22 protein-coding genes and 1 tRNA gene are annotated in these 25904 nt (G+C 67.5%); 11 read left to right on the top strand and 12 right to left on the bottom strand.

Annotated features, from left to right (window positions below):
- Positions 1-22: 22 nt before the first annotated feature.
- The 7 genes from clpX to E5P2_RS11895 form a co-directional block, all read right to left on the bottom strand.
- Complete coding sequence (gene clpX / locus E5P2_RS11925; protein ID WP_162567303.1) at positions 23-1288, bottom strand: ATP-dependent Clp protease ATP-binding subunit ClpX; 1266 nt, start codon at positions 1286-1288, stop codon at positions 23-25.
- Positions 1289-1393: 105 nt separating this feature from the next.
- Complete coding sequence (gene clpP, locus E5P2_RS11920; protein WP_162567302.1) at positions 1394-2002, bottom strand: ATP-dependent Clp endopeptidase proteolytic subunit ClpP; 609 nt, start codon at positions 2000-2002, stop codon at positions 1394-1396.
- 94 nt (positions 2003-2096) lie between these two features.
- Positions 2097-3410: a trigger factor gene (gene tig, locus E5P2_RS11915; RefSeq protein WP_162567300.1), complete on the bottom strand. Its 1314-nt coding sequence runs from the start codon at positions 3408-3410 to the stop codon at positions 2097-2099.
- Between the two features lie 29 nt (positions 3411-3439).
- A tRNA-Leu gene (locus tag E5P2_RS11910) sits at positions 3440-3526 on the bottom strand.
- Between the two features lie 28 nt (positions 3527-3554).
- On the bottom strand, positions 3555-6719 hold the full coding sequence (locus E5P2_RS11905; protein ID WP_162567298.1) for an efflux RND transporter permease subunit: 3165 nt from the start codon (positions 6717-6719) through the stop codon (positions 3555-3557).
- Between the two features lie 10 nt (positions 6720-6729).
- On the bottom strand, positions 6730-7902 hold the full coding sequence (locus E5P2_RS11900; RefSeq protein ID WP_162567296.1) for an efflux RND transporter periplasmic adaptor subunit: 1173 nt from the start codon (positions 7900-7902) through the stop codon (positions 6730-6732).
- A 99-nt stretch (positions 7903-8001) separates the two neighbouring features.
- The gene (locus tag E5P2_RS11895) at positions 8002-9915 is read right to left on the bottom strand and encodes a potassium transporter Kup (RefSeq protein ID WP_174262660.1); all 1914 of its coding nucleotides are present in this window, start codon (positions 9913-9915) and stop codon (positions 8002-8004) included.
- Positions 9916-9971: 56 nt separating this feature from the next.
- Between E5P2_RS11895 and hpnC the strand changes: the two genes are divergently transcribed.
- The 8 genes from hpnC to E5P2_RS11855 all read left to right on the top strand — a co-directional run bounded on the left by hpnC (position 9972) and on the right by E5P2_RS11855 (position 16741).
- Positions 9972-10838, top strand: a complete 867-nt coding sequence (gene hpnC / locus E5P2_RS11890) for a squalene synthase HpnC (RefSeq protein ID WP_232080672.1) — start codon at positions 9972-9974, stop codon at positions 10836-10838.
- A 13-nt stretch (positions 10839-10851) separates the two neighbouring features.
- A complete protein-coding gene (gene hpnD / locus E5P2_RS11885; protein WP_162567294.1) occupies positions 10852-11691 on the top strand; it encodes a presqualene diphosphate synthase HpnD in 840 nt (279 codons plus the stop codon).
- 31 nt (positions 11692-11722) lie between these two features.
- Complete coding sequence (hpnE, locus tag E5P2_RS11880) at positions 11723-12985, top strand: hydroxysqualene dehydroxylase HpnE (protein ID WP_162567292.1); 1263 nt, start codon at positions 11723-11725, stop codon at positions 12983-12985.
- A 354-nt stretch (positions 12986-13339) separates the two neighbouring features.
- Positions 13340-14026: a hypothetical protein gene (locus E5P2_RS11875; RefSeq protein WP_232080671.1), complete on the top strand. Its 687-nt coding sequence runs from the start codon at positions 13340-13342 to the stop codon at positions 14024-14026.
- Positions 14023-14553 carry a GTP-binding protein gene (locus E5P2_RS11870; RefSeq protein WP_162567288.1) on the top strand — a complete coding sequence of 177 codons (531 nt, stop codon included), beginning with the start codon at positions 14023-14025 and terminating at the stop codon, positions 14551-14553. The genes E5P2_RS11875 and E5P2_RS11870 overlap by 4 nt, the downstream gene beginning before the upstream one ends.
- Positions 14554-14561: 8 nt before the next feature.
- The gene (locus E5P2_RS11865; RefSeq protein WP_162567285.1) at positions 14562-14975 is read left to right on the top strand and encodes a roadblock/LC7 domain-containing protein; all 414 of its coding nucleotides are present in this window, start codon (positions 14562-14564) and stop codon (positions 14973-14975) included.
- A 35-nt stretch (positions 14976-15010) separates the two neighbouring features.
- Positions 15011-15370, top strand: coding sequence for a hypothetical protein (locus tag E5P2_RS11860; protein ID WP_162567284.1), 360 nt, complete (start codon positions 15011-15013; stop codon positions 15368-15370).
- 108 nt (positions 15371-15478) lie between these two features.
- On the top strand, positions 15479-16741 hold the full coding sequence (locus tag E5P2_RS11855) for an NAD(P)/FAD-dependent oxidoreductase (protein WP_162567283.1): 1263 nt from the start codon (positions 15479-15481) through the stop codon (positions 16739-16741).
- A gap of 27 nt (positions 16742-16768) precedes the next feature.
- Here E5P2_RS11855 and E5P2_RS11850 read toward each other — a convergent pair whose 3' ends face one another.
- From E5P2_RS11850 to E5P2_RS11835, 4 genes are read right to left on the bottom strand one after another with little or no spacing between them, the layout of a single operon-like run.
- A complete protein-coding gene (locus E5P2_RS11850) occupies positions 16769-18334 on the bottom strand; it encodes an acyl-CoA synthetase (RefSeq protein WP_232080905.1) in 1566 nt (521 codons plus the stop codon).
- Positions 18335-18348: 14 nt separating this feature from the next.
- Positions 18349-19518: an acetyl-CoA acetyltransferase gene (locus E5P2_RS11845; RefSeq protein WP_162567281.1), complete on the bottom strand. Its 1170-nt coding sequence runs from the start codon at positions 19516-19518 to the stop codon at positions 18349-18351.
- On the bottom strand, positions 19515-20816 hold the full coding sequence (locus E5P2_RS11840) for an MFS transporter (RefSeq protein WP_232080670.1): 1302 nt from the start codon (positions 20814-20816) through the stop codon (positions 19515-19517). The genes E5P2_RS11845 and E5P2_RS11840 overlap by 4 nt, the downstream gene beginning before the upstream one ends.
- Positions 20779-21957 (bottom strand): alpha/beta hydrolase, encoded by a 1179-nt coding sequence (locus tag E5P2_RS11835; protein WP_162567279.1) that lies wholly within the window; start codon positions 21955-21957, stop codon positions 20779-20781. Before E5P2_RS11835 ends, E5P2_RS11840 begins: the two co-directional genes overlap by 38 nt.
- A 116-nt stretch (positions 21958-22073) precedes the next feature.
- Here E5P2_RS11835 and E5P2_RS11830 point away from each other — a divergent pair, with 116 nt between their 5' ends.
- Together E5P2_RS11830 and E5P2_RS11825 are read left to right on the top strand one after the other, a co-directional pair.
- Positions 22074-22889, top strand: a complete 816-nt coding sequence (locus E5P2_RS11830; protein ID WP_162567278.1) for an SDR family NAD(P)-dependent oxidoreductase — start codon at positions 22074-22076, stop codon at positions 22887-22889.
- Positions 22886-24136 carry an MFS transporter gene (locus E5P2_RS11825; RefSeq protein ID WP_162567277.1) on the top strand — a complete coding sequence of 417 codons (1251 nt, stop codon included), beginning with the start codon at positions 22886-22888 and terminating at the stop codon, positions 24134-24136. The genes E5P2_RS11830 and E5P2_RS11825 overlap by 4 nt, the downstream gene beginning before the upstream one ends.
- Positions 24137-24140: 4 nt before the next feature.
- On the opposite strand, the gene E5P2_RS11820 is transcribed toward E5P2_RS11825, so the two are convergent.
- Positions 24141-24851, bottom strand: coding sequence for an NIPSNAP family protein (locus tag E5P2_RS11820; protein WP_162567276.1), 711 nt, complete (start codon positions 24849-24851; stop codon positions 24141-24143).
- Positions 24852-24938: 87 nt separating this feature from the next.
- Between E5P2_RS11820 and E5P2_RS11815 the strand changes: the two genes are divergently transcribed.
- On the top strand, positions 24939-25889 hold the full coding sequence (locus E5P2_RS11815) for a quinone oxidoreductase family protein (RefSeq protein WP_162567274.1): 951 nt from the start codon (positions 24939-24941) through the stop codon (positions 25887-25889).
- The last annotated feature ends 15 nt before the right edge of the window (positions 25890-25904 follow it).

The following is a 25904-nucleotide window of genomic DNA, read 5'->3' as shown; positions in this document are numbered from 1 at the left end:
AAGCGGCCGGCCCGAAGTTCACTCAGGCCTTCTTGGCCGCCTCGCGGTACACGAGCAGCGGCGGCTTGTTTTCGTCGATTGTGGATTCTTCGACCACGACCTTGTCGACGTTGGTGGCATTCGGCAGTTCGAACATGGTGTCGATCAGCGATTGCTCGAGGATCGAGCGCAGTCCGCGTGCGCCCGTCTTGCGGGCCAGCGCCTTGCGCGCGATCGCCTTGAGCGCCGCGGGACGGATCTCGAGGTCGACGCCTTCCATGAGCAGCAGCTTGGTGAACTGCTTGACCACTGCGTTCTTCGGCTCGGTCAGGATCTGCACCAGCGCGTCCTCGCTCAGCTCAGCCAGCGAAGCCACGACCGGCATCCGGCCGACGAGTTCGGGGATCAGGCCGAACTTGATCAGGTCTTCCGGCTCGACTTCCTTGAACACTTCGGTGACGCTGCGCTGCTTCTTGCTCTTGACCGAAGCGCCGAAGCCGATGCCAGAGGCTTCGGTGCGGTTCTCGATCACCTTCTCGAGGCCGGCAAAGGCACCGCCGCAGATGAACAGGATGTTGGTGGTGTCGATCTGCAGGAAGTCCTGGTTGGGGTGCTTGCGCCCGCCCTGCGGCGGCACGCTGGCCATGGTGCCTTCGATCAGCTTGAGCAAGGCCTGCTGCACGCCCTCGCCCGACACGTCACGCGTGATCGACGGGTTATCGGACTTGCGCGAGATCTTGTCGATCTCGTCGATGTAGACGATGCCGCGCTGCGCGCGCTCGACTTCGTAGTTGCAGCTCTGCAGCAGCTTCTGGATGATGTTCTCGACGTCCTCGCCGACGTAGCCGGCCTCGGTCAGCGTGGTGGCGTCCGCCATCACGAAGGGCACGTCGAGCATGCGCGCCAAGGTCTGGGCGAGCAGCGTCTTGCCAGAGCCGGTCGGTCCGATCAGCAGGATGTTGCTCTTGCTGAGTTCGACATCGTCGCTCTTGGCCTTTTCCTTGTGGCGCAGACGTTTGTAATGGTTGTAGACCGCGACCGCCAGCATGCGCTTGGCGGGCTCCTGGCCGATCACATAGCTGTCGAGGTTGGACTTGATCTCGAGCGGCGTGGGCAGGTCGCTGCGCGCCTCCCGCGTCTCTTCACCGGCGGGAAGCTCGTCGCGGATGATCTCGTTGCACAGGTCGATGCATTCATCACAGATGAAGACCGAAGGTCCCGCGATGAGCTTCTTGACCTCGTGCTGACTCTTCCCGCAGAACGAGCAGTAAAGCGTTTTTTCGCTGGAGGAGCCTTTTTTCTCGGCCATGGGCAAATGCCTCGTAACAGGGGTGTAGCAATGATAGCGAAACAAAAACGGCGTTCTCCGTGTGGAAAACGCCGCTGTTGCCGGGACGCCGCAGCGCCTTGGAACTCAACTGCGCTTGGCGATCACTTGGTCGATCAGGCCGTATTCCTTGGATTCGTCCGCGGTCAGGAAGTAATCGCGCTCGGTGTCGCGCGCGATCTTCTCCAGCGACTGGCCGGTGCGCTCGGCCAGGATGCGGTTCATCTGCTCGCGCGTCTTGAGGATGTCGCGTGCGTGGATCTCGATGTCGGTGGCCTGCCCGCGGGCGCCGCCGAGCACCTGGTGGATCATGACCTTCGAATTGGGCAGCGAAAAACGCTTGCCCTTCTCGCCGGCCGCCAGCAGGAAGGCGCCCATGCTGGCCGCGAAGCCGATGCACAGCGTCGACACGTCGGGCTTGATGAACTGCATGGTGTCGTAGATCGCCATGCCGGCGCTCACGCTGCCGCCGGGGGAGTTGATGTAGAACGAGATGTCCTTGTCGGGGTTCTCGCTTTCCAGAAACAGCAGCTGCGCGACCACGAGGTTGGCGGTCTGGTCGTTGACTTCGCCGACCAGGAAGATCACACGCTCCTTGAGCAGGCGCGAATAGATGTCATAGGACCGCTCGCCGCGACCCGATTGCTCGATGACCATCGGAACCATGCCGAGGCCCTGAATTTCCTGTGCGCTCATGTTTGCTCTCCAGAGGGGTTGGTACTGTACCCAGACGACATGGGGCTCGTGCTGCAAAGCACAAGCCCCATGGATCGCAGGCGGGCCGGCGTGCTCAGCCCTGTTGCGCCATCAACTCGTCGAAGGACACCGACTTGGCATTGACCTTGGCCCTGCCGAGCACGAAATCCGTCACGTTGTTCTCGATCACGACCGCCTCGACCTCGGCCAGTCGGCGGTTGTCGCTGAAATACCAGCGCACCACGTCGGCCGGCTTCTCATAGCTGGCCGCGAGTTCGTCGATGTGGGCCTTGATCTGCTCCGGCTTGGCCTGCAGGTTGTTGGCGCGCACCAGCTCGGCCACCACCAGGCCCAGGCGCACGCGGCGCTCGGCCTGCGGGCGGAACACGTCGTCGGGGATCGGCGCCTTGTCGGCATCCTTGATGCCGCGCTGCTTGAGTTCGGCGCGCGCGCCCTCGACCATGCGGTCGACCTCGGCCTGCACGCTCGACTTCGGCAGGTCGAGTTCGGCGTTGGCGATCAGCGTGTCCATCACCGCGTTCTTGTTGCGGGCCAGCAAGCGGAACTTGACTTCGCGCTCCAGGTTGCGCTTGATGTCGGCGCGCAAGCCCTCGACCGTGGCTTCGGCGATGCCGAGCGACTTGGCGAGCTGCTCGTTGACTTCGGGCAGGTGGGTGGACTCGATCTTCTTCACGGTGACCATGAAGTCGGCCTGCTTGCCGGCCACGTCCTTGCCGTGGTAGTCGGCCGGGAACGAGAGCGGGAAGGTGCGACTGTCGCCGGCCTTGAGACCGCGCACCGCGTCCTCGAATTCCTTGAGCATCTGGCCTTCGCCGATGATGAATTGGAAGTCCTCGGCCTTGCCGCCCTGGAAGGGTTCGCCGTCGATCTTGCCTTCGAAATCGACCGTGACGCGGTCGTCGTTCTGCGCGGCGGCGTCCTGCGCGCGCTGCGCGAAGGTGCGGCGCTGCTTGCGCAGGATGTCGAGCGTCTTGTCGATCGCCTCGTCGCCCACGTCGGCGCTGAGCTTGTCGACTTCGGCTGCGGACAGGTCGCTGATCTTGACGTCGGGGAAGACCTCGAAGACGGCGTCGAACGCGAGTTCACCTTCGGGCGAGTCTTCCTTCTCGGTGATGCGCGGCTGACCGGCGACGCGCAGCTTGGCTTCGTTGGCCGCCTGCGAGAAGGCCTCGCCGACCTTGTCGTTCATGACCTCGTAGTGGACGGAATAGCCGTAGCGCTGGGCCACGACGTTCATCGGCACCTTGCCGGGACGAAAGCCGTCCATCTTGACGGTGCGGGCCAGCTTCTTGAGGCGCGAATCGACCTCGGACTGGATGGTGCCGACGGGCAAGGTCAGCGTGATCTTGCGTTCGAGCTTCTCGAGGGTTTCAACGTTCACGGTCATTTTGTGTCTTCCTTGTGAGGGTCTGTGTCTGGTGCGCGGGGCCGGACTCGAACCGGCACGCCATTGCTGGCGTCAGGACCTAAACCTGGTGCGTCTACCAATTTCGCCACCCGCGCGGTCCCGTATTTCAGGCAACCGCGCATTTTAAACGCTAACCAGACCCTCTTCCGGCTGCACCTCACCCTCGCGCCGGACCCGGAACCAGGCGGCATACATCGCAGGCAATGCCAGCAGCGTCAGCACAGTGGCGACGATCAGCCCGCCCATGATCGCGACCGCCATCGGCCCCCAGAACACGCTGCGCGACAGCGGGATCATCGCCAGCACCGCCGCTGCCGCGGTCAGCACGATCGGCCGCAGCCGCCGCACCGCGGATTCGACGATGGCGTCCCAGGTCGGCACGCCGGCCGCGCGGTCGTGCTCGATCTGGTCGATCAGGATCACGGCGTTGCGCTGGATCATCCCCATCAGTGCGATCACGCCGAGCAGCGCGACGAAGCCGAAGGGCCGGTCCAGCACCAGCAACGCCATCGCCACGCCGGCAATGCCCAGCGGCCCGGTGATGAACACCAGCAGCGAACGGCTGAAGCTGTGCAGCTGCAGCATCAGCAGCGTGAACACCAGGAACAGCATGATCGGCACGCCGGCCACGATCGAGGCCGAGCCCTTGCTGCTCTCCTCCACCGCACCGGCGACCTCGATGCGGTAGGCGCCGTCGCCATCGGCACGCCATTTGGCTTCGAGTTCGCGCAGCTTCGGCAGCAGCTGGCCGGTGACGGTCGCACCCTGAAGCCCTTCGACGATGTCGCCCTGCACGGTGATCGCGTAGTCGCGGTTCTGGCGCCACATCACGCCGGGCTCCCAGGTGAAGACCGGCCTGGCGATCTGCGCCAGCGGAATCGACGCGCCCGAACTGGTCGGCAGGTAGGCATTGCCGATGTCCGAGATCGCCCCGCGCTCGTCGGGCGACTGCCGCAGCACGATGTCGATCAGCAGATCGTTCTCGCGGTACTGGCCGACCGTCGTGCCGCTGAACATGGTGCGCGAGGCCTGCGCGATCGCCTGGCTCGTCACGCCGAGTGCGCGCGCCTTGGCCTGGTCGACGTCCAGGCGGATCACTTTCACCGACTCGTTCCAGTTGTCGTTGACGCCGCGCATGTTGGGGTTGCCGCGCATCACCGCCTTCACCTCGTCGGCATGCACACGCAGCTGGGCGGGGTCGGTGCCGATCACGCGGAACTGCACCGGGTACGGCACCGGCGGCCCGTTAGGCAGCAGCTTGACGCGGCCGCGCGCCTCGGGGGCCTCCTCTGCGAGCACGGCCGGCAGCTTGATGCGCAGCGCCTCCCGCACCTTCAAGTCCTTGGCCAGCACGATCATCTGCGACACGTTGCTCTGCGGGAAAACCTGGTCCAGCGGCAGATAGAAGCGCGGCACGCCGGATCCGATCCAGCTGGTGACGGTGGCGATGCCTTCCTCCTTCAGCAGCCGCGCCTCGACCCGTTTGGCCACCTGCTCGTTGGCCGCGAAGGAGGTGCCTTCCGGAAACCACAACTCGACCAGGATCTCGGGCCGGCTCGAATCGGGAAAGAACTGCTGCTGCACGCGGCCCATGCCGGCGATACCGAGCGCAAAGGTCAGCAGCGTGGCGCCGATGGTGAGCCAGCGGTGTTCCACGCACCAGTTCACCATGCGGCGGAAGGTGTTGTAGAAGGGCGTGTCGAAGAGTTCGTGCGGCGGCGCGTCGGGATCGTGCGGCTTGACCTTGAGCAGCAGCGTGCCGAGGTAGGGCACGAAGTACACCGAGACGATCCAGCTCAGCACCAGCGCGATCACCGTGACCGCGAAGATCGCGAAGGTGTATTCGCCCGTCACCGATTTCGCGAGGCCGATCGGCAGGAAGCCGGCCGCCGTGATCAGCGTGCCCGTGAGCATCGGCTTGGCCGTCACGTCGTAGGCGAAGGTGGCGGCGCGCACCTTGTCGTAGCCTTCCTCCATCTTGCGCACCATCATCTCGACCGCGATGATCGCGTCGTCGACCAAGAGGCCGAGCGCGATGATCAGCGAGCCGAGCGATATCTTGTGCAGCCCGATGCCGAAGTAGTTCATGGCCAGGAAGGTCACGGCCAGCACCAGCGGAATGGTGATCGCCACCACCAGCCCGGGCCGGATATCGACGTACCAGCCGAAGCGCCCGCCCTTGTGCAGCCCGAGCGCGATGAAGCTCACGGCCAGCACGATGGCCACCGCCTCGATCAGCACGCCGACGAATTCGTTGACCGAGTCGGCGACCGACACCGGCTGGTCCTGCACCTGCGCGAGGTTCACGCCGACCGGGAACTGCTTCTGGATGCCGGCCGTGGCGAGCTTCAGCGCCTTGCCGAGCGCGATGATGTCGCCGCCCTTGGCCATCGAGACGCCGAGCGCGATCACCTCCTTGCCCTGGTGCCGCACCTTGACCGCCGGCGGATCGACGTAGCCGCGGTGGATGTCCGCGATGTCGCCCAGGCGCAGCTGGTTGCCGGAACTGCCCCGGATCGGCATCGCGCGCAGCTGCTCGACGCTGGTGAACTGCCCGGCCACGCGCACCTGCACCACGTCCTGCGGCGACTGGATGGTGCCCGCGCTCTCGACCGCGTTCTGCGATCCGATCTGCGCCAGTACCGCATTGAAGTCCAGCCCGAGCTGCGCCACGCGCTTTTGCGACACCTCGATGTACACCTTCTCGTCCTGGATGCCGAACGGATCGACCTTGGCGACGTCCTTCACGCGCAGCAGCCGCTGACGCACGTCGTCGGAAAAGGTCTTGAGCTCGGCATAGCTGAAGCCGTCGCCTTCCAGCGCGTAGATCACGCCGTAGACATCGCCGAAATCGTCGTTGAAGAACGGCCCCTGGATGCCCGCCGGCAAGGTGCTTCGCATGTCGCCGATGTCCTTGCGCACCGTGTACCAGACGTTCGGCACGTCGGCCGACTTCGACGAATCCTTGATCTCGAAGATGATCTGCGACTCGCCGGGCTTGGAGTAGCTGCGGATCTTGTCCGCATAGGGTGCTTCCTGCAGCGTGCGCTCGAGCTTGTCCGTCACCTGCTCGGCCATCTGCTGCGCGGTCGCGCCGGGCCAGTAGGTGCGGATCACCATCGCACGGAAGGTGAACGGCGGATCCTCGTCCTGCCCGAGCTGGAAGTAGGACGCGAAGCCCAGCACGATCAGCACCACCATCAGGTAGCGCGTGAGCGGCGCATGGTCGAGCGCCCATTTCGAGAGATTGAAGCCGGGCTTGCCGGTCTCGGCGATCTGCGAGCTCATGAACGCGGACTCAGCGCAGGGCGACCGCAGCAGCGGTCGCGGGTGCCGGCATCCTGCCGTCCTGCTGCGCCGGGCCCACCGGCGCTGTGGCCGACTTCTCCCGGTAGATCGACACCTTCTGCCCCGGCGACAGCACATGCACGCCGGCCACCACCACCAGCATGCCCGGCTCGATGCCTTCGGCGATCACCGCGTCGTTGCCGTCGGCGGTCGCGACCTGGACCGGCTGCGAACGCACGGTCATGCTGTCCTTGTCGAGCACCCAGACCGCCGTGCCCTTTCCTTCCTGGCGCAGCGCGCTGGTCGGCAGCTTCAGCACCGGCGCGCCGGCGTGCGACAGCGCCTGCGGCCGTGCGTAGACCGTCGCACCCAGCGCCGGCGCTGTCACCGGATCGATCGCCACCTTGACCGCATAGGTGCGCGTGACGGCATCGGCGCTGGCCGCCACTTCGCGCACCTTGCCCTCGAGCGCGCTGCCGCCGGCCCAGCCGCGCACGCTGACGGGTGAACCCGGCTTGATGAGCGCCGCGCGGTCTTCGGGCACGGCGAACACCACGTCGCGCGCGCCGTCCTGAGCGATGCGCAGCACCGGCATGCCGGCCGAGACGACCTGCCCCGGCTCTGCCTGGACCGCGGTCACGATGCCGGGGACATCGGCCACCAACGTCGTGTAGGCGGCCTGGTTGCCCTGCGAGCTCAGCTGCGCCTGCGCCTGCTCCAGTTGGGCCTGCGCGGCCTTGTAGGTGGTCTCGCGCTTTTCCAGATCGGCGCCGCTGATGAATTTCTGCTCGAGCAATTGGCGGTAGCGCTTGAGGTCCGCGGCCGCCAGGTCGCGGTTGGTCAGCGCGGCGGCCTGCTGCGCACGCGCGGCCTCGGCAGCGAGCCGAAAGTCCTGAGGGTCGAGCTGCGCCAGCACCTGACCCGCCTGCACGTGCTGGCCGAGATCGACCTGCCGCCGCGTGATCTTGCCGGCCACCCGGAAGCCGAGGCCGGATTCGATGCGCGCCTGCACCTGCCCGGAAAACTCCGGCTCGGTGCCATAGGCGCTGGTACCGACGGCCATGACCTTGACCGCGCGTACCGGCTCCTCGGCGGCAGGCGGCCGCGAGCAGCCGACCAGCGCGAGGACGGCCAGCAACAGCCAGGCGCGGGGGTGAGTCGGAGAGAAAAGCGACGCGGTCATGGAACACCCTTGAAAAGCCGAACGGGGTCATTAATGACCAGCCGGTTAGTAATCTAGGGTATACGCCAATCGCTGTCAATGACAGCCTGCGCGGCGTCGCTAAGTCCGCTGTCCCATTTCGACCAGCCGGTTGCCGGGCAGTTCGAAGTAGTCGGACGCGCGCCCCGCGTTGCGCTGCATCCATCCGAACAAGGCCCGGCGCACCGGGTTCATGCCCGGCAACTGCTCGTCGCCCACCGAGGCACGGGAAACGAAGTACGAGGTGGTCATCGAATCGCAGGCCAGGCCCTTCTGGTAGGCCAGGATGCGGATGAATTCGGGCACGTCGGGCCGCTCCATGTAGCCGTGCCGCGCGGTGACGACCCACACGCCATGGCCGAGCGGCTCGGCCTCGATGCGCAGGCGAGCGTCGACGCGCGGCGTGTCGCAGGTCAGCACGCGCAGCACGATCACCTGTTCGTGCAGCACCTGGTTGTGCTTGAGGTTGTGCAGCAGCGCATGCGGCACCGAATCGGCATCCGCGTTGAGGAACACGGCCGTGCCCCTGACCCGGTGCGGCATATGGGCCGCCAGCGACGCAACGAAGGGCACCAGCGGCAGGCGCTCCGCCTCCGCCGCCTCCAGCCCCAGGCGGCGGCCCTTGGCCCAGGTGGTGAACACGATCATCACGAGCACCGCCACCGCCAGCGTGATCCAGCCGCCTTCGGCGATCTTGAGGCTGTTGGCGATCACGAAGGTCACGTCGACCACCGCGAACAGCAGCACGCCGATCACGACCGCCACGCGGTTCCAGCGCCAGAGCCGGAACGCCACCACACCGGCCAGCAGCGTGGTGGTGACCATCGTGATCGAGACCGCGATGCCGTAGGCCGCCGACAGCGCGCTCGAACTGCGAAAGCCCAGCACCAGCAGCAGCACGCCCACCATCAGCAACCAGTTGATGCCGGGCACGTAGATCTGTCCGATGGCGTCGCCCGAGGTCTGCACCACGCGCATGCGCGGCAGGTAGGCCATGCGCATGGCCTGCGCCGTGAGCGAGAACGCGCCCGAGATGACCGCCTGCGACGCGATCACCGTGGCCATCGCGGCCAGCACCACCATCGGCAGCACCGCCCACGAAGGAAAGAGCCGGAAGAAGGGGTTGTCGATGGCCGCGGGATTCGCCAGCACCAGCGCGCCCTGGCCGAAATAGTTGAGCACCAGCCCGGGCAGCGCGATGAAGAGCCACGCCAGCCGGATCGGCTTCGCGCCGAAATGTCCCATGTCCGCATAGAGCGCCTCACCGCCGGTGAAGGCCAGGAAGACCGCGCCCAGCACCGCGAGCGATTGCGCATGGTGAACCACGAGGAAGCCGATCGCGTAGCGCGGATCCAGCGCGGCCAGCACCTGCGGCTGCCGCAGCACCTGCCACAGGCCCGCCAGTGCGATCACGAGAAACCACAGCAGCATCACCGGGCCGAACACCTTGCCCACCACCCCGGTGCCCTTGCGCTGCACGGCGAAAAGACCGATCAGGATCAGCATCGTGATCGGGATCACGAAGTGCTGCAGGCCCGGCGCCTCCACCTCCAGCCCTTCGACCGCCGACAGGACCGAGATGGCGGGCGTGATCAGGCTGTCGCCATAGAACATCGCGGCGCCGACCAGGCCCAGCAGCCCGATCGCGTGCCAGACCCAGGGCCGGGTCGTCGGCCCGGAGACCGCGTTGCGCGCCAGCGCCTGCAGCGCCAGGATGCCGCCCTCGCCGTCGTGGTCGGCACGCAGCACGAACACCACGTACTTCAGCGTCACGACGAACATCAGCCCCCAGAAGATCAGCGACAACAGCCCCAGCACCGCCTGCGGCGTGAACGGCACGCCGTGCGCCGGGTTCATCGTCTCCTTGAAGGCATAGAGCGGCGAAGTGCCGATGTCCCCGAAGACCACGCCCAGCGCGGCGATCATCAGGGCGGGACCGGCGTGCGCACGAGGCGCAGCATCCGCGGGATTCAGTTTCTGCGTCGTCGTGTTCATCGAATGGAGCCGTTGGCGGGGCCGATCGTACCGGGTCGTGCCGCACAATCCGCCGCGTGCCATCCACCCACTACGAGAATTTTCCGGTCGCCTCCTGGCTGTGCCCCCCGCGATTGCGGCCGCCGATCGCCGCCATCTACGGCTTCGCGCGCACGGCCGACGACATCGCCGACGAAGGCGACGCCGACCCGGCGCAGCGGCTCGACGACCTGCATGCCTTCCGCGCCGATCTCGGCGCCGTGGCACGCGGCAAGGCGCCTTCGGCGCGCTGGCCCGGCGTGTTCGGTCCGCTCGCGCAGGCAATGCACGGGTTCGCGCTGCCCGAGCGGTTGCTGGCCGACCTGCTCTCGGCCTTCATGCAGGACATCGAGAAGACGCGCGACGGCAGCGGCTATGCCGACCGCGGTGGACTGCTGGACTATTGCCGCCGCTCGGCCAACCCGGTCGGCCGCCTGCTGCTGCATCTCTACGGCGTCGATGACGCGATCGCGCTGGCGCAGAGCGATGCCATCTGCAGCGCCTTGCAGCTCATCAACTTCTGGCAGGACCTCAGCGTCGATCTTCCGCGCGGCCGCTTCTATCTGCCGCGCGCCGACAGCGCGATGCACGGCCTGGCGGGCCGGGACTTCAGGACTTTCAGGCCGCTCGCGCCCGCCGCGCCGCCGCCGGCCGCCATCGCACTGGTGGCGACCGAAGTGGCCTGGGCCCGCGCACTGATGCGCGAGGGCGCGCCGCTGGTGCACCGGCTGCCAGGGCGTGCGGGCTGGGAACTGCGCTTCGTCGTGCAGGGCGGCCAGCGCATCCTCGACCGGATCGAGGCGCAAGGCTGCGATAGCTTCTCGCGGCGCCCGACCCTCGGCAAGGCCGACATGCTGCCGATGGTCTGGCGAGCCTTCGGGATGCGGAGACAATCGCCCGCATGATGAGGCCCTCACGATGAATCCCGAGCAGTACGTCCAGGACAAGGCGGCGGCCTCGGGCAGCAGCTTCTACTACGCCTTCCTGTTCCTGCCAAAGCCGCGGCGCGCAGCCATCACCGCTTTCTATGCGTTCTGCCGCGAGATCGACGACGTGGTCGACGAAGTCAGCGATCCCGGCGTCGCGGCGACCAAGCTCGCATGGTGGCGCACCGAGGTCGCCCAATCCTTCGCCGGCCAGCCGCACCATCCGGTGATGCAGGCGCTGATGCCACATGCCGCGGCCTACGGCATCGAGGAACGCCAGCTGCACGAGGTCATCGCGGGCTGCCAGATGGACCTCGAGCAGACGCGCTACCTCGACTTTCCCGCGCTGCGGCGCTACTGCCACCTGGTGGCCGGCGTGGTCGGCGAAGGCGCGGCGCGCATCTTCGGCCAGACCGATGCGCAGACCACCGCCTATGCCCACAGGCTGGGCCTGGCGCTGCAGCTGACCAACATCATCCGCGACGTCGGCGAGGACGCCTTGCGCGGACGCATCTACCTGCCGGTCGACGAGCTGCAGCGTTTCGACGTCAAGGCGCACGAGATACTGAACCGCGTGCACTCCGAACGCTTCGTCGCCCTCATGAAATTCCAGACGGCGCGCGCGCAGGCGGCCTACGACGAGGCGATCGCCCTGCTCCCGCCGGCCGATCGCCGGACGCAGAAACCGGGGCTGATGATGGCCAGCATCTACCGCACCCTGCTGCGCGAGATCGAGCGCGACAACTTCCAGGTGCTGCATCAGCGTGTCAGCCTGACGCCGGTGCGCAAGCTCTGGCTCGCCTGGCGCGTGCAGGCGCTCGGCAAGCTATGACGGCAACCGCTCGGCGGCGGCCTTCGCGTCCATGAAGGTCGCGATCGTCGGCGCCGGCTGGGCCGGCCTGGCCTGCGCGATCGAAGCCACGCGCGGCGGACATTCGGTCAGCGTTTTCGAGGCCGCGCGCACGCTCGGGGGACGCGCACGCGCATTGCCGGCGCAGATGCCCGACGGTCAGCCGGTGATGCTCGACAACGGCCAGCACATCCTGATCGGCGCCTATGCCGCCACGCTGGCGCTGATGCGGACGGTCGGCGTCGATCCCGAGACGGTGCTGCTTCGCTTGCCGCTCACCTTGCGTTTTCCGGATGGCGGCGGTCTGCAAGTGCCCCGATGGCCGCCACCGCTCGACCTGCTGGCCGGCATCGTCCGTGCGCGCGGCTGGTCCTGGCGCGACAAGACCGCGCTGCTGCGCACCGCCATCGGCTGGCGCGCGAGCGGCTTTCGCTGCGAACCGGGCGCCACGGTGGCCGGGCTCTGCGGATCGCTGACGCCGCGCGTCGTGAGCGAACTCGTCGAGCCCCTGTGCGTCTCGGCGCTCAACACGCGCATCGAACAGGCCAGCGGCCAGGTCTTCCTGCGCGTGCTGCACGATGCCCTGTTCGCCGAACGCGGCGGCGCCGACCTGCTGCTGCCGCGCGTCGATCTCGGCGCCCTGCTGCCGGATGCAGCGGCGCGCTGGCTCGGCGTGCAGGGCGCGACGGTCCATGCCGGCACGCGCGTCCACGCCATCGTGCGTCGCACGATCGGCTGGGAGATCGATGGCCAGCATTTCGATCGCGCGGTTCTCGCCTGTTCGCCGTGGGAAGCCGCGCGCCTCGCCGCTGGCGCGGAGCACGCCGACGCGACAGCCTGGTCGCGGACGGCCGAGGCACTGCAGCACGAAGGCATCGCCACCGTCTATGTCGCGGCGAACGCCTCGCTGCCCGTGCCGCTGCTTGCATTGCGTTCGGGCATCGGCGCACCGGCGCAATTCGTCTTCGATCGTGGCCGGCTCGGCGGGCCTCGAGGCTTGCTCGCCTTCGTCGTCAGTGCGAGCAACGAGGCGCGTGACGCGCTGCAAGGCCAGGTGCTGGCGCAAGCCCGGCAACAGCTCGGGCTGACAGATCTGTGCGCCGTGCAGACCGTGGTGGAACGCCGCGCGAGCTTTGCCTGCACGCCGGCGCTGGTGCGGCCGGGACCGCGCATCGCGGCAGGCCTGCTGGCCTGCGGCGACTATGTCGACGGCCCCTATCCTTCCACCATCGAGGGCGCGGTGCGCAGCGCGATCGCGGTGGTGCAGACACTCTGACGCTGCCCTTGGTCTTCGGCCTTCGGTCTTCGGTCTTCGTCATGTTCGAGACCCGCATCCGGATCGACTGGCCGCCGAGCATCTTCGATGCGCATTGAACTCTGCTGAGCGCAAATAGAAGTTCTCATGCATTGATTTGGAATTATCAAATCAATGCGAGAGTGCAAATCTGAACAATGATGGCGAAATGCAGAGAGTCCTCGCAATGCGGCGAATGACTCTCGGCGAATGGGTACGATTGCCCATCGCACTTGTCTCGCATCCAATCGCACAGATGATTCTTTGTGGGGATTGAATCAATCATTCATCGCACTCACTCATCTTGACGAATCCGGATGCCGCATCGAATGTCGAATGGAAATGAAAAAAACGGTTCGTATCAGTGCCGAGCTTCTGCCGGCTTCTCTGGGCATGCGATTCGACGCATTGTTCAATGTCGCCCGGACGCGCAGCATCGTTCAGTGGGAGTCCGTGGCACCGATCGGCGCGGATGTCGTGGTGGTCGACCGGGCCATTGAAGTGCGCGCCGATGCGGTTGCCCTTGTCATCGGCGATGCGCCGAAGCAGGCACGCCCGATTCAGGCCGTTCGACTGGAAGCCGCATACGGTGTCGCATCGCTCATTGCGGCACTCGACCTGGCGGCTGTTCGTGTTCTCAATCTCCGGGATGCCAACAACAAGTCGCAGCCGATGCCGCTCGGCGGCGACATCGCACTCGCTTTCAGACTCCGGCATTGGGTCAGCCTGGATTCGGGAATGGCAAGTCCCGCGCATTCGAGAGCATTGGCGGCCATGGCGAGAAAAGCGGTGACACGGGACTGGATTGTCAAGAATTGCGAATTGAGTGCCATCCAGATCGATGCATTGCTGAATGCCCTGCAACGCAGGGATGCCCTGTATATCTCCGAAGCGCCCGCGGCCGCACTCGTCAATACAACCATCGGCGATCGCCAGGCCACGCCCGGCTTCATCGGCAAGCTAAGGCAATGGCTTTCCGGCGCACGATCGACGCCGGTGCCCACGGGGCCGCACACTTCATGAATGCACCACGCATCGTGCTTTTCGGCGAGATGGGCATCGGAAAGACAACGGCCGTGCGCGCGCTCTGCGGCGACACGGTGGTGGATTGCGATGTCGCCAATCTGGACACCGAACGCCACGCGAAGGCCACGACCACCGTTGGCGCGGACTTCGGCATCGTGCGCTTGGGCAACGGCGATGAATTGCACGTCTACGGCAGTCCCGGTCAAAGCCGCTTCGATTTCATGCGCCGCTGGCTGCTCGGCTTCGCGATGGGCGTGATGGTGCTGGTCGATCTCGCGGAGGCCGATGCCATCGACCATGCGCAGCACGCCATCGCGATGACAAGCGAACTCGCGCCCGAAGCGGCCGTCGTCGTGCTGGTTGCGCGGCCGGCGGATCCCGCGCTCATCCAGCACTTTGCCGAAGAACTCGCCGGCCGTGCCGGCTGGGCGGTTCCGGTGATGCAGGTCGACGTACGGGACAGGCAGCAGATGCTCGATGCGCTCGAACTGCTGGTCGCCGTGCTGCCGGACCCCGCGTACTGACCAGCACCATGACCAATTCCCGCCACCGCAAGCCATTCGTCTCGGTGCATCACGCCAAGCGAGACCGGTATGTCGCCGTCCTGAAGCAACACACCGAGTCGCACTCCAAGGTGACGACCGTGGTGCTGGCGACGCCGGATGGCTTCGAGGTCGCCGCGGTCCACTACCAGGGCGAGCCTCGATCGGCCCAATTCGCAGCCATGGCGGGTTCGCTGATCGCCGTGGCGCGCGCCGCCGGCCGCGAAGTGGGCCATGAAGGCTGCGACGGCCTGATCGTGGAGAGTCCGAACGGCAAGTTGCTCATACGCCCGGTGGGCAAGGGCGACGGGCTGCTGCTGTGCATGGTGCTGGCACCCGGCATGCTGCTGGGTGCCGCCCTGTGGGCCGCCGACGAGATCGGCAAGGCCATTTCTTTGATCTAACGTTCTGCAATTGCAATGAAAGGGAGTAGATAACCATGGCATCCATCGAACAATCCTTGAGCCAGGCCATGTCGATCGACGGCGCGATGTGCGCCGCGCTCGTCGACAGCAACTCGGGCATGGTGCTGGGCCAGGCCGGCTCCGGCGTCGACATCGAGCTGGCGGCTGCCGGCAATACCGAAGTGGTGCGCGCCAAGATGCGCACGATGCAGTCGCTCAAGCTGAACGACAGCATCGACGACATCCTGATCACGCTGGGCAAGCAGTACCACATCATCCGCCCCATCGCGTCGAACGCGGGCCTGTTCTTCTATATCGTGCTCGACAAGGCCCGCGCCAACCTGGCGCTGGCGCGCCGCAAGGTGCAGGACGCCGAAGCCATGATCAAGGTCTAGGCCGACCTGAGCGTCCGGGCGGCGGCAGGGGGATGTCTGTCGTCCCCTTCCGCAGGGACATACGGCGCATGCATTCGCGCCGATCATTCCTGCGCAGGAGACACGCAGATGAACCGGCCGATTCCGTACGAATTCGAACCCCGCCCCGGCCCGGCCGGCATGCAGCAGATCGTCATCATCGGCGCGGGCCACGCGGGATTCCAGTGCTGTGCATCCCTGCGCCAGGAAGGCTTCGGCGGCAAGATCCTGCTGGTGGGCGATGAAGCGAGCCTTCCCTACCAGCGACCGCCGCTCTCCAAGGCTTACCTTCTCGCCAAGGCATCGGCTTCCGACCTGCATTTCCGTCCCGAACGCTTCTTCCAGGATCAACATGTGCAGCTCGTGCGGACACGCGTCGAGTCCATCGATCGGACGGCGCAGCGAATCTCGCTGCAATCAGGCCAGCGCATCGCTTACGACCACCTCGTGATAGCCACCGGTTCGAGCCCGCGGAAGATGGCCCTGCAGGGTGCCGATCTCGACGGCGTCGTGGGTCTGCACACCCTGGGCGACGCAGACGGACTGCGACCACGTCTCCAACCCGGTCGCCGCGCCGTGGTGGCCGGCGCGGGCTTCATCGGCCTCGAATTCGCCGCCGTCGCCCGCACGCTCGGGCTCGACGTCACCGTCATCGACGTCGCAGCGCGTGCATTGGCCCGCGCCGTGTCGCCCGAATGCGCGCGCACCATCGCCGATTCGCACACGGAGAAAGGTACGCGCCTGCTGTTCGGCTGCGGCGTCTCCGCGCTCGAAGGACGAAACGGCAAGATCGCCGCCGTCCATACCGCGGACGGCAAGACGCTTCCGGCGGACATCGTCGTCGTCGGCATCGGTGCACAGCCCCGAACGCAGCTTGCAACGCAGGCCGGACTGGCCGTCGACAACGGCATCTCGGTCGACGAAAAGCTGCTCACCTCCGATCCGGCGATTTCTGCCATCGGCGACGTGGCCGGTTTTCCCGACGCGGCATCCGGTCGGCGGATACGGCTCGAATCGGTTCAGAACGCGTCCGACCAGGCCCGAAGCGCGGCCGCACGACTCATGGGCAAGGCGGTCTCGCACAACGCGGTCCCGTGGTTCTGGAGTGACCAGGGCGACATCAAGCTGCAGATTGCCGGCCTGCGCTCGGTGGATGACGAGCACGTGGTACTGCCAGAGCCGCAAGGGCAGGCGCACACCGTCCTCTGCATTCGCAACGAGCGGCTGGCGGCTGTGGAAACCATCAACCGCCCGGGCGACCACATGCTCGCACGCCGGCTGCTGGCAAAGGGCGTTCGCCTGACCGCCGAGCAGGCAAGGGCACCCGCCTTTCAGCTCCGGGATCTGCACTGAACCATCGGCCACCCCGGCGCGGCAACATCAGGCCTCGATCTCGCCGCGATCGAGCAGCAGCTGCCGGATGTCCTTCTTCGCGATCTTCCCGTAGCCGGACTTCGGCAGCATGTCCCAGAAGAACACGCGCTGCGGCCAGCGATAGCGCGCGCAGCGGCCGTCCAGATGCGCCATGAGCGCATCGCGGTCCACCTGCGCGCCTTCGCGGCGGACCACGATGGCCACGCCGACCTCGCCCCATCTGGCATCGGGCACGCCCAGCACCGCCACCTCCGCGACGGCAGGATGCGTCAGCAGCACTTCTTCCACTTCGCGCGGATAGACGTTGGAGCCGCCCGAGATGTACATGTCGGATTCACGGCCCGTGATGTAGAGCAGCCCGCGCGCGTCCATGCGGCCGAGGTCGCCGGTGTGGAACCAGCCGCCGCGCAGCGCCTTCCCGGTGGCCTCCGCGTTGTCGTGGTAGCCCGAAAACACGGCCGGCCCCCGGCAGCAGATTTCACCGACCTCCCCCGTCGGTAGCCGCTGGAGCGCGGCATCGAGGATCGCCACTTCCATGCCGGTGCGCGCCCGGCCGCACGATCCGATGTTCGCATTCGGGTCGGCGTCGTCATCCGAATGCATGGCGGGCGGCAGCACGGTGATGTTGCCGGTCACCTCGCCAAGCCCGAAGTACTGCACGAGCACCTTGCCGAGCTTCTGCAGCGCCAGCTTCTGGTCGGCGCGGTACATGGGCGCGCCGGCATAGATCATGTAGCGCAGCGAACTGTGGTCGTAGCGGTCCACCGCCGGGTGCTCCACCAGGAGCTTCACGATCGTGGGCACGGTGAAAAGATTCGTGACCCGATGCTTCTCGATCGCCTGCCAGACCGCCTCGGCGTCGAGCTTCTCGCTGGCGGGCAACACCGTCGCCGCGCCGCGCGCCACGTTCAGCAATGCGTGAATGCCCGCGCCGTGCGACAGCGGCGCCACCGCGATGGAAAGGTCGTGCTCGGTCGTTCCCGGGATCAGGTCGGCCAGATGGTTCGTCACGACGAAGGCCATCTGCCCATGCGTGAGCACACCGGCCTTGGGCCGTCCGGTGGTGCCCGAGGTATAGAAGAACCAGAGCGGATCGTCGCTGGCGACGGTCTCGTGATCTGCGGACTGGCCGCGATGTTCGCGCACCAGTTCCTCGTAGGCGTGCTCACCCGCACGCGGCCGGCCGATCGCGATCACGTGCTTCAGCGCCGGCGATGCTTCGCGCACGGCATCGGTGTGGCCCGCGAACACGTCTTCCACGATCATGGCGCTTGCCCCGCTGGACGCACCCAGGTAGGCGACCTCCGGCGGCGTCAGGCGAAAGTTGGTCGGCACCCAGATGCAGCCCAGCCGGAAAGCGACCCAGCAACTCTCGAACATCTGCAGGTTGTTGCGCGACTGCACGAGGATGCGGTCCCCCTTGCGCAGCCCCAGCTTGTGCAGCGCCGCGGCCATCGCGGCCACGCGCTGTTCCATCTCGCCCCAGGTCCAGGTCGGCCCGCCTTCCTGGATCAGCGCCGGCCGATCCCCGAACAATTGGGCCGTCTGCGTGAGCAGGCGCCCGAGGTTCATGACCTGCGCCGCATTCACGAGGCGGACTCCAGAATGCTGAGATAGCTGGCCACGGCCGAGCCGCCCATGTTGAACACCGCACCCATGCGCGCGCCATCCACCTGCATGCCGCCGGCGGTGCCGGAGAGCTGCATGGCGGCCATCACATGCTGCGACACGCCGGTCGCGCCGATCGGGTGACCCTTCGACTTCAACCCGCCCGAGGGATTGACGGGCAGCCTGCCGTCCTTGCGCGTCACGCCGTCGAGAATCACGCGCGCGCCCTGGCCGTGCGGCGCGAGGCCCATGGCTTCGTACTCCAGCAATTCGGCGATGGTGAAGCAATCGTGCGTCTCGACGAAGGAGAGATCGCCCAAGCTCGCATCGGCCGAGGCCAGCCCCTTCTGCCACGCCATCGCAGCACCTTCGAACTTCGTCGGGTCGCGGCGAGACATCGGCAGGAAATCATTGACATGGGTGCGCGAGCGCCAGCGCACCGCCGGCGCCCGGGCGCCCGGCAGCGGCTCGGTCGACAGGACCAGCGCCGCGGCGCCGTCGGACACCAGGGAGCAGTCGGACCGCTTCAACGGCCCTGACACGAAGGGGTTCTTCTCGGACGGCGTGCGGCAGAAGTCGAAGCCGAAGTCGCGCCGCATGTGCGCGTAGGGGTTGTGCATGCCGTTGGCGTGATTCTTCGCCGCGATGGCCGCCAGCGCGTCCGACTGGTCGCCGAAGCGATCGAAGTAGCTCGTCGCGATGCCGCCGAAGATGCCGGCGAAGCCGGCCGGGTCGCTGCCCTCTTCCTTGACGTAGGCGCACTTGATGAGCGTGGCGGCCACCTCCGGCGTTCGCAGCCCGTTCATCCGTTCCATGCCGATCACCAGCGTGCGCTTCATGCGGCCTGCAGCCATCGCATCGAGCGCCGCCCAGATCGCTGCCGAGCCGGTGGCACAGGCGTTCTCGGCGCGCACGGCCGGCGTGTGGCGCAAGGCGGGTATCGCCACGGCAGGCAGCGCGGCGGTGAAGTCCTGTCCGACGAAGCCAGCGTTGAAGTGGCCGACGAAGATGCCGTCGATATCGCCAGCTTCCACGCCGGCGCTGTCCAGTGCCGGCTGCACCGCATCGCGAATGAGCTGTTCGAGTTCGACGTTGTCCAGTTTGCCGAAGGCCGTGTGGCCCCAGCCGACGATGTAGGCGTTGTTCATGAGGGTCCCTTGAAATGAAGGATGGAAGATTCAGGATGCGGCGGGCCGCAAGGCTGGACACGACCATGCCGCTGCACCAGGGTCAGGGCAATCACGCCCGTGGATGCTGCCAGCACGCCGGTGGTGAGCGACAGCACGGCCGCGCTGCCGCTCCTGTAGAGCAGCCCCATCCAGGTGCCGCAGAGGAAGGCCGCGGCGGCGAACACAAAGCCGCCGAGCGCGGAGGCAGCGCCGGCCTGCAGCGGGAACGGCGTGGCCATGCCGACGTGGCCGCAGGGCTGGTGGATGCCGTAGGCCAGCAGCATCAGCCAGAGCCCCGCCGTGAGCGTGACGGGCGAATGCGCATCGGCAAGCTGCGGCACGATCAGCAGCGCCGCCGCCGCCAGCGACAGGAAGCCGGCGCGGCGCACCGAAGCCACGATGCCGTCCGCCGCGATCCAGCGCCGGCACAGCATGGTGCCGATGAGGTACGTGATCGACGCACCGCCGATCACGAGCCCGAAGCCCACGCGCGTGACGCGGAAGGTCTCGATGAAGAGATAGGCCGAACTGGAAAAGAAGCCGAAGTTGGCCGCGTAGCCGAAGGAATTGAGCAAGGTCCAGGACCGGAAGGCCGGGTTGCGGGCGATGCGTGCATAGCCCGCGAACAGCGGCCGCAGGCGCAGCGCATCGGGTTTGAGCGCAGGTGCCGTCTCGGGCACACGCAGCAGCACCAGCACGGCGCCGCCCACGCCGCACAGCGCCATCGACCAGAGCGTGGAGCGCCAGCCCAGCGCCTCGGTCAGCAGTGCGCCGGTCACGGGGATCAGCATGGTCAGAAAGGCCAGCATCGACATGGCCATGGTCATGACGTGCGTGCCGCGTTGCTGCTCGAACAGGTCGCGCACGATGGCGCGACCGCACACCATGGTGGCGGCGATGCCCAGGCCCTGCATGGCGCGCACGGCAATCAGCACCTCGATGCCCGGCGCCAGTGCACCCAGCGCTGCCCCGGCGGTGTAGAGCAGAAAGCCCGTCAGCAGCACCGGCCGCCGGCCGAAGCGGTCGGCGGCAGGCCCCCACAGCAGCTGGCTGAGGCCGAAGCTGAACACCAGCACGGCCAGCGTGAGCTGCACCACGCCCACCTTCGCCGCGTACTCGTTGCGGATGGCGGGCAGCGCCGCCAGGTAGAGGTCGGTGCCCAGCGGCTGCATCGCGGTGGCCAGGGTCACGACGACGACGATCAGCGCCAGCCCCATGGCCGCCTTGGCGTTCAAGGTGTCATGGCGCCAGCATTCCGCGCTGCTGCAGCCAGCCACGGATCAGTTCCGTCGCTTCCTGCAGCAACTCCGGCTGGCCGGCGTAGTAGTGCGTCGCGCCCTGGATGATGCGAAAGGTCTTGTCGGGCGAGGCTGCTGCCTCGAACAGCATCTTCGGATGCGTCTGGGGTGCCGCGTCGTCGGCGCTGTTCTCGATCACCAGCAGCGGCGTGCTGATCCGCCGGGCGCCTTCCAGGCCATTGCCGCAGGAGTCGTCGAGCGACCATTGCGACAGCCACGAACGCAGGGTGGTGAAACGCGCCAGCCCCACCGGGCCGGTGTTCACCGTCTCCGGGTTGCCCATGTAGCACCAGTGCGGCTTGCGGTCGTTGGGGTCGAGCGTGGGGTCGAGAAATCGCGGATCGGCAAGGGTGCGGTGCACGATGAAGGGGCGTTCGATCTCGCCGGTGTTGCGCGCCTTCAATTCGGCCAGCGTCTGCTTCGCCCAGGCCGTGATGCGCCGCATGCGTGCCAGCTGCGCGGCACGATAGCGCTCGATGTAGGCGGGCGAGTACGGCGGCTGATGGGGGTTGCGCGGATCGTAGATGTCGAGTTCGACGTCGCGGCTGTCGGGATTCAGCTCATCCGTCACCGAGGGGTCGATGGCCTCGGCCAGCAAGTGGGCGCGTGAAAGATGCGCCGCCTGGTAGACCACGGCGTCGGCCGGGATCAATCCGGCGCCCTTCACATTGACCGGGTCGCCGGCGGGTGTATGGGTGATGGAGGGCGCCTCCGCCTCGGCCTGGTAGCTCACGGCCAATGCGCCGCCGCCGGACCAGCCGACCAGCACCACCTTGCGGTAGCCCCAGACCTCCCTGGCGTGACGGATGTAGGCACCCAGATCGAGGAACACCTTCTCCATGATCAGCGCGGTGTCGTTGCGTTGATAGCGGCTGCCGGCGCACAGCACGTGCGCGCCGGTCGCTGCCATGGCGCGCGGCACCGGCAGCAGTTGCAGCGTGGAGGCCGGGTGCATGAACACCATCAGCGTTTCGGATTCATGGCCGGCGGGCCGGAAGCGAATGCCCTCGAGGTTCACCGCCCCCTGGTTGCCGGAAAAGCCGTAGGTTTCGGTGAAGGCGGCGCGCTCCTCGTATTGGAGATGCACCCATTCGGTCTCGACGTTGAAGGCTGCGTTCATGGCGTCAATGTACGCCGCGGCTTCGGCCGCCACAGTCCCCCGGCGGCGGTACATGCCGGCACGCCGTCCCCTTCGAGGGGACTGACATCGACATGCCCCCGCCGGACAGTTGCACCATGACAGATTCCTGGCTGCAACTCGAAGACAAGGTCTGCGTCGTCACCGGCGCAGCAGGCGGCATCGGCACCGAGATCGCGCGCGAACTCGCGCGGGTCGGCGCCAGGGTCGCGTTGCTCGACCGCGATGAAACCGGCGCGGCCCAGGCCGCCGCCGGCATCGCGCAGACGGGTGCGCGCGCCATCGCGGTCGGCTGCGACATCACCGACAGAACAAGCGTGGAGCGCGCCGCGGCGACCGTGGCGCGCGACCTGGGCCGCTGCGACGTGCTGGTGAACAACGCGGCCACCATCTACGCCGCGGCGCTGATGGACATCGAGCTCGACCGCTGGAACCAGCTGATGGCCGTGAACCTCAGCGGCTTCCTGCTGTGTGCGCAGGCCTTCGGCCGGCAGATGATGGCCGCGGGCGGCGGCAGCATGGTGCACGTCGCCTCGATCTCGGGGCGCGTGCCGCAGCCATACAGCGGTCCGTACAGCGTGAGCAAGGCCGGCGTGAAGATGCTGTCGCAATTGCTGGCGGTCGAACTGGGCGAGCACCGCATCCGCAGCAACGTCGTCAGCCCGGCGATGGTGCGCACGCCGCTCACCGAAGGCATCTACCGGCAACCGGCGGTGCTGGCGAGGCGCGAATCCATCGTGCCCGCGGGGCGCATCAGCGGACCCAAGGACATCGCCGACGTGGTCGCCTTCCTGGCCAGCCCGCGCTCGGGCTACGTGAACGGACAGGACGTGCTGGTCGACGGCGGCCTCAGCACCACCTGGCTGTCGCTGATCCCGCGGCCGGGCTTCGAGAAGCAGGACGCGCAAGCATGAGCCGCCCGGCCGTTCCGAAGGCGAATACCGAAGCGCTGCTGCGCGAAGGTACGCCAGTAAACCGTGTGCGGCCGGGCGGCCTGGCGGCGCTCGCCACGGTGCACTTCTGCAGCAGCGCCATGATGCGCGCCTGCGATCCGATGCTGCCCTCGCTGGCACAGACCTTCGGCGTCACGGCCGGACGCGCCGCGCTCACCGTCTCGGTCTACGCGGTGGCCTATGGCCTGCTGCAATTGCTGTTCGGCCCCTTCGGCGATCGCTACGGCAAGCGTCGCACCATCGGCTTCGCCGCACTCGGCTGCGTGCTGGGCAACGTGCTCGCGATGTTCGCGACGAGCCTCGAGATGCTGGTGCTGGCGCGCTTTCTCGCCGGCGCCGCCGCGGCAGGAATCATCGCGCTGGTGCTGGCCTGGGTGGGCGACACCGTGCCCTACGACGAGCGGCAGCCGGTGCTGGCGCGTTTCCTCATGCTCTCGCTGGGCGGAATGATCGCCGGACAGTGGGTGTCGGCCGTCTTCACCGAATGGCTGGGCTGGCGCGCCGTTTTCGCGCTGCTGGCCGGGGTCTTCTGCGTCGGCGGCCTGGCGATCAGCCTGAACCGCGAGGTGCGCACGGAGGCCGTGCGCGCGCCCTCCCCGCATGGCCACGTGCGCGACATCGTGCGGGTGCTCTCCGAGCCCTGGGCACGCTGGATGCTGCTGGTGGTGGCGGCAGAAGGCGCCTTCGCCTTCTCCGGCCTCGCCTTCCTGCCGGCCTATCTGGTGCGCGAGTTCGGGCTGGCCCTGTCGGCCGCGGCCGGCGTGGTCGTCCTGTACGGCATCGGCGGCTTCTTCTACGCCTTCGCGGCGCGCCGCCTGCTGGCCGTGCTCGGCGAGAGCGGCATGGTCTTCACCGGCGGCATCGCGCTCGGCATCGGCTGGCTGGTGCTCGCCGTGGGCCGCCACTGGGCGCTGGCGCTACCGGCGTGCCTGGTCGCGGGCGTGGGCTTCTACATGCTGCACGGCACGTTGCAGACGCTGGCCACGCAGATGGTGCCCGCGCTGCGCGGAACGGCCGTGAGCCTGTTCGCCTCCACGATGTTCCTGGGCATCGCCGCCGGCGTGGCAGGCGCCTCGGCAGTGGTCGACCGCATCGGCACGCGTCCGGTGTTCATGGTCTGCGCGGCGGCGCTGCTGGCGATCGGCGCGGCGTTGGCGCTCAGTCTGCGGCAGCGGGCTGCGGCAACACGCCTGCGCCCGACGTCCTAGCGCATCAATCCGCGACGCGTCCAAGGCCCGCGCGAATGATCATCCCGGGCGCCGGGTCGAGCAGGTTGACCTCGCTGCGCTCGAACAGTGCCGTGCCGTATTGCCTGCGTTGCGCGGCGAAGGCCGCCTGCAGTGTCTCGTCGCCGTCCATCGACCTGCGCCCCGCGTGCCACGCAGCCGCATCGGGCCATGCATAGAGCAGCACGATCTTCTGCATGCCGGCACCCGCGGCCATGTCCCAGACGGCCAGAACCCGGGCGCCGGCCTTGCGCACGCGCGGCAGCCACGTCTCCTGAAGAAAGGCGTTGGCATGCGCGTTCTGGCCTGGCGCGATCTGCTGCTGGACCAGCTCGTGCAATCCGCCGATCGCCGTCCCGGCATCGCGTGCCGACGGCGCGGGCCACGCCGCGTTGGGCTTGAGGAAGAACAGATCGTGCCGCTCCACCATCTCATGCCCCGCATTGGTCTCGGCGCGGATGCACCACCACTCGGCGTCCGCATAGAAGCTGGCCCACACCGCCTCGCGTTGCGCGTAGTCGCGGTAGGCCATCAGGTAGACGAAGCGCGGCGCGTCGGGACCGGCCACGGCATTCCAGCGCGCGACGCAGTCCACGCCGTGCTTGGCGAACAGTGCCGGAAAGTGCTCGTTGAAGCGCGCGTGGACGTCGGCCATGCGCCCCGGCGCGACGGCGTAAAGACGAAGCTCGTAGATCATGGAACGCCACCTTAGCGGCCCGGCGGCGGCTGTCTGTCCCACCCGAGGGGGGCATACCACGCGCAAGCCGCTGCCTATGCTCGCCGGATGAAAGCAATCATCTCCACAGCGCAGGGTGCGCAGTCGGCCGACGTGCCGCCGCCGCAACCCGGATCCCACGAAATCCTGGTGCGCGTGAAGGCGGCCAGCCTCAACCGCGCCGATCTCGCCGGCCTCGCCGCGAAGGACGGCAAAGTGATCGGCATGGAGTGGGCGGGCGAAGTGGTGGAGGCCGGCCCGCAAGCCGGCCCCTGGAAAGCCGGCGACCGCGTGATGTGCACCGGCGCCGGCGCCTATGCCGAGTACGCGGTCACCGACGGCGGCCGTGCCTGCAGGATTCCCGACAGCACCCTGCCCTTCGAGGAGGCCAGCGTCCTCACCCTGGCGCTGCAGGCCATGCACGACGCCATCGTCACCCACGGCCAGCTGCGTCGCGGGCAGGACGTGCTGATCCACGGCGCGAGTTCCGGCGTCGGCCTCATGGGCCTGCAGATCGCGCGGCTGCTCGGCGCGCGCCGGGTGATCGGCACCTCCACCCATCCGCAGCGGCGCGCACGGCTGGCCGAATTCGGTGCCGACCTGGCGCTCGATCCCGGCGAAGCCGACTGGCACGAGCGCGTGCGCGAGGCCACCGGCGGCAAGGGCGTGGACGTGGTCGTCGACCAAGTGACGGGCGCGCAGTTTGCACAAACCATGCAGACCGCCGCGACCGGTGGACGCATCGTCAACCTCGGACGCCTCGGCGGTGCCGGCGGCAGCTTCGATTTCCAGCTGCACGCGCTGCGCCGGCTCAGCTACGTCGGCGTCACCTTCCGCTCACGCTCGGTCGAGGAGATCCGCACGCTCAACGCGCGGATGCTCGCCGACCTCGGCGAGGCCATCGCCGCCCGGCAGCTGAGGCTGCCGATCGACAGCCGCTTCCCGCTGTCCGACGCCGCCGCGGCGCTCGCGCGCATGAGCAGCAACGCGCACTTCGGAAAGATCGTGCTCACCGTCTGACGCACGCCCCAGAGA

Origin of the sequence: Variovorax sp. SRS16 (assembly GCF_901827165.1) — a bacterium.
In the GTDB taxonomy this organism is placed as follows: Bacteria; Pseudomonadota; Gammaproteobacteria; order Burkholderiales; family Burkholderiaceae_C; genus Variovorax.
Note: the sequence above shows the minus strand (reverse complement) of the source record. Positions and strands in the feature narration are given on the sequence as shown.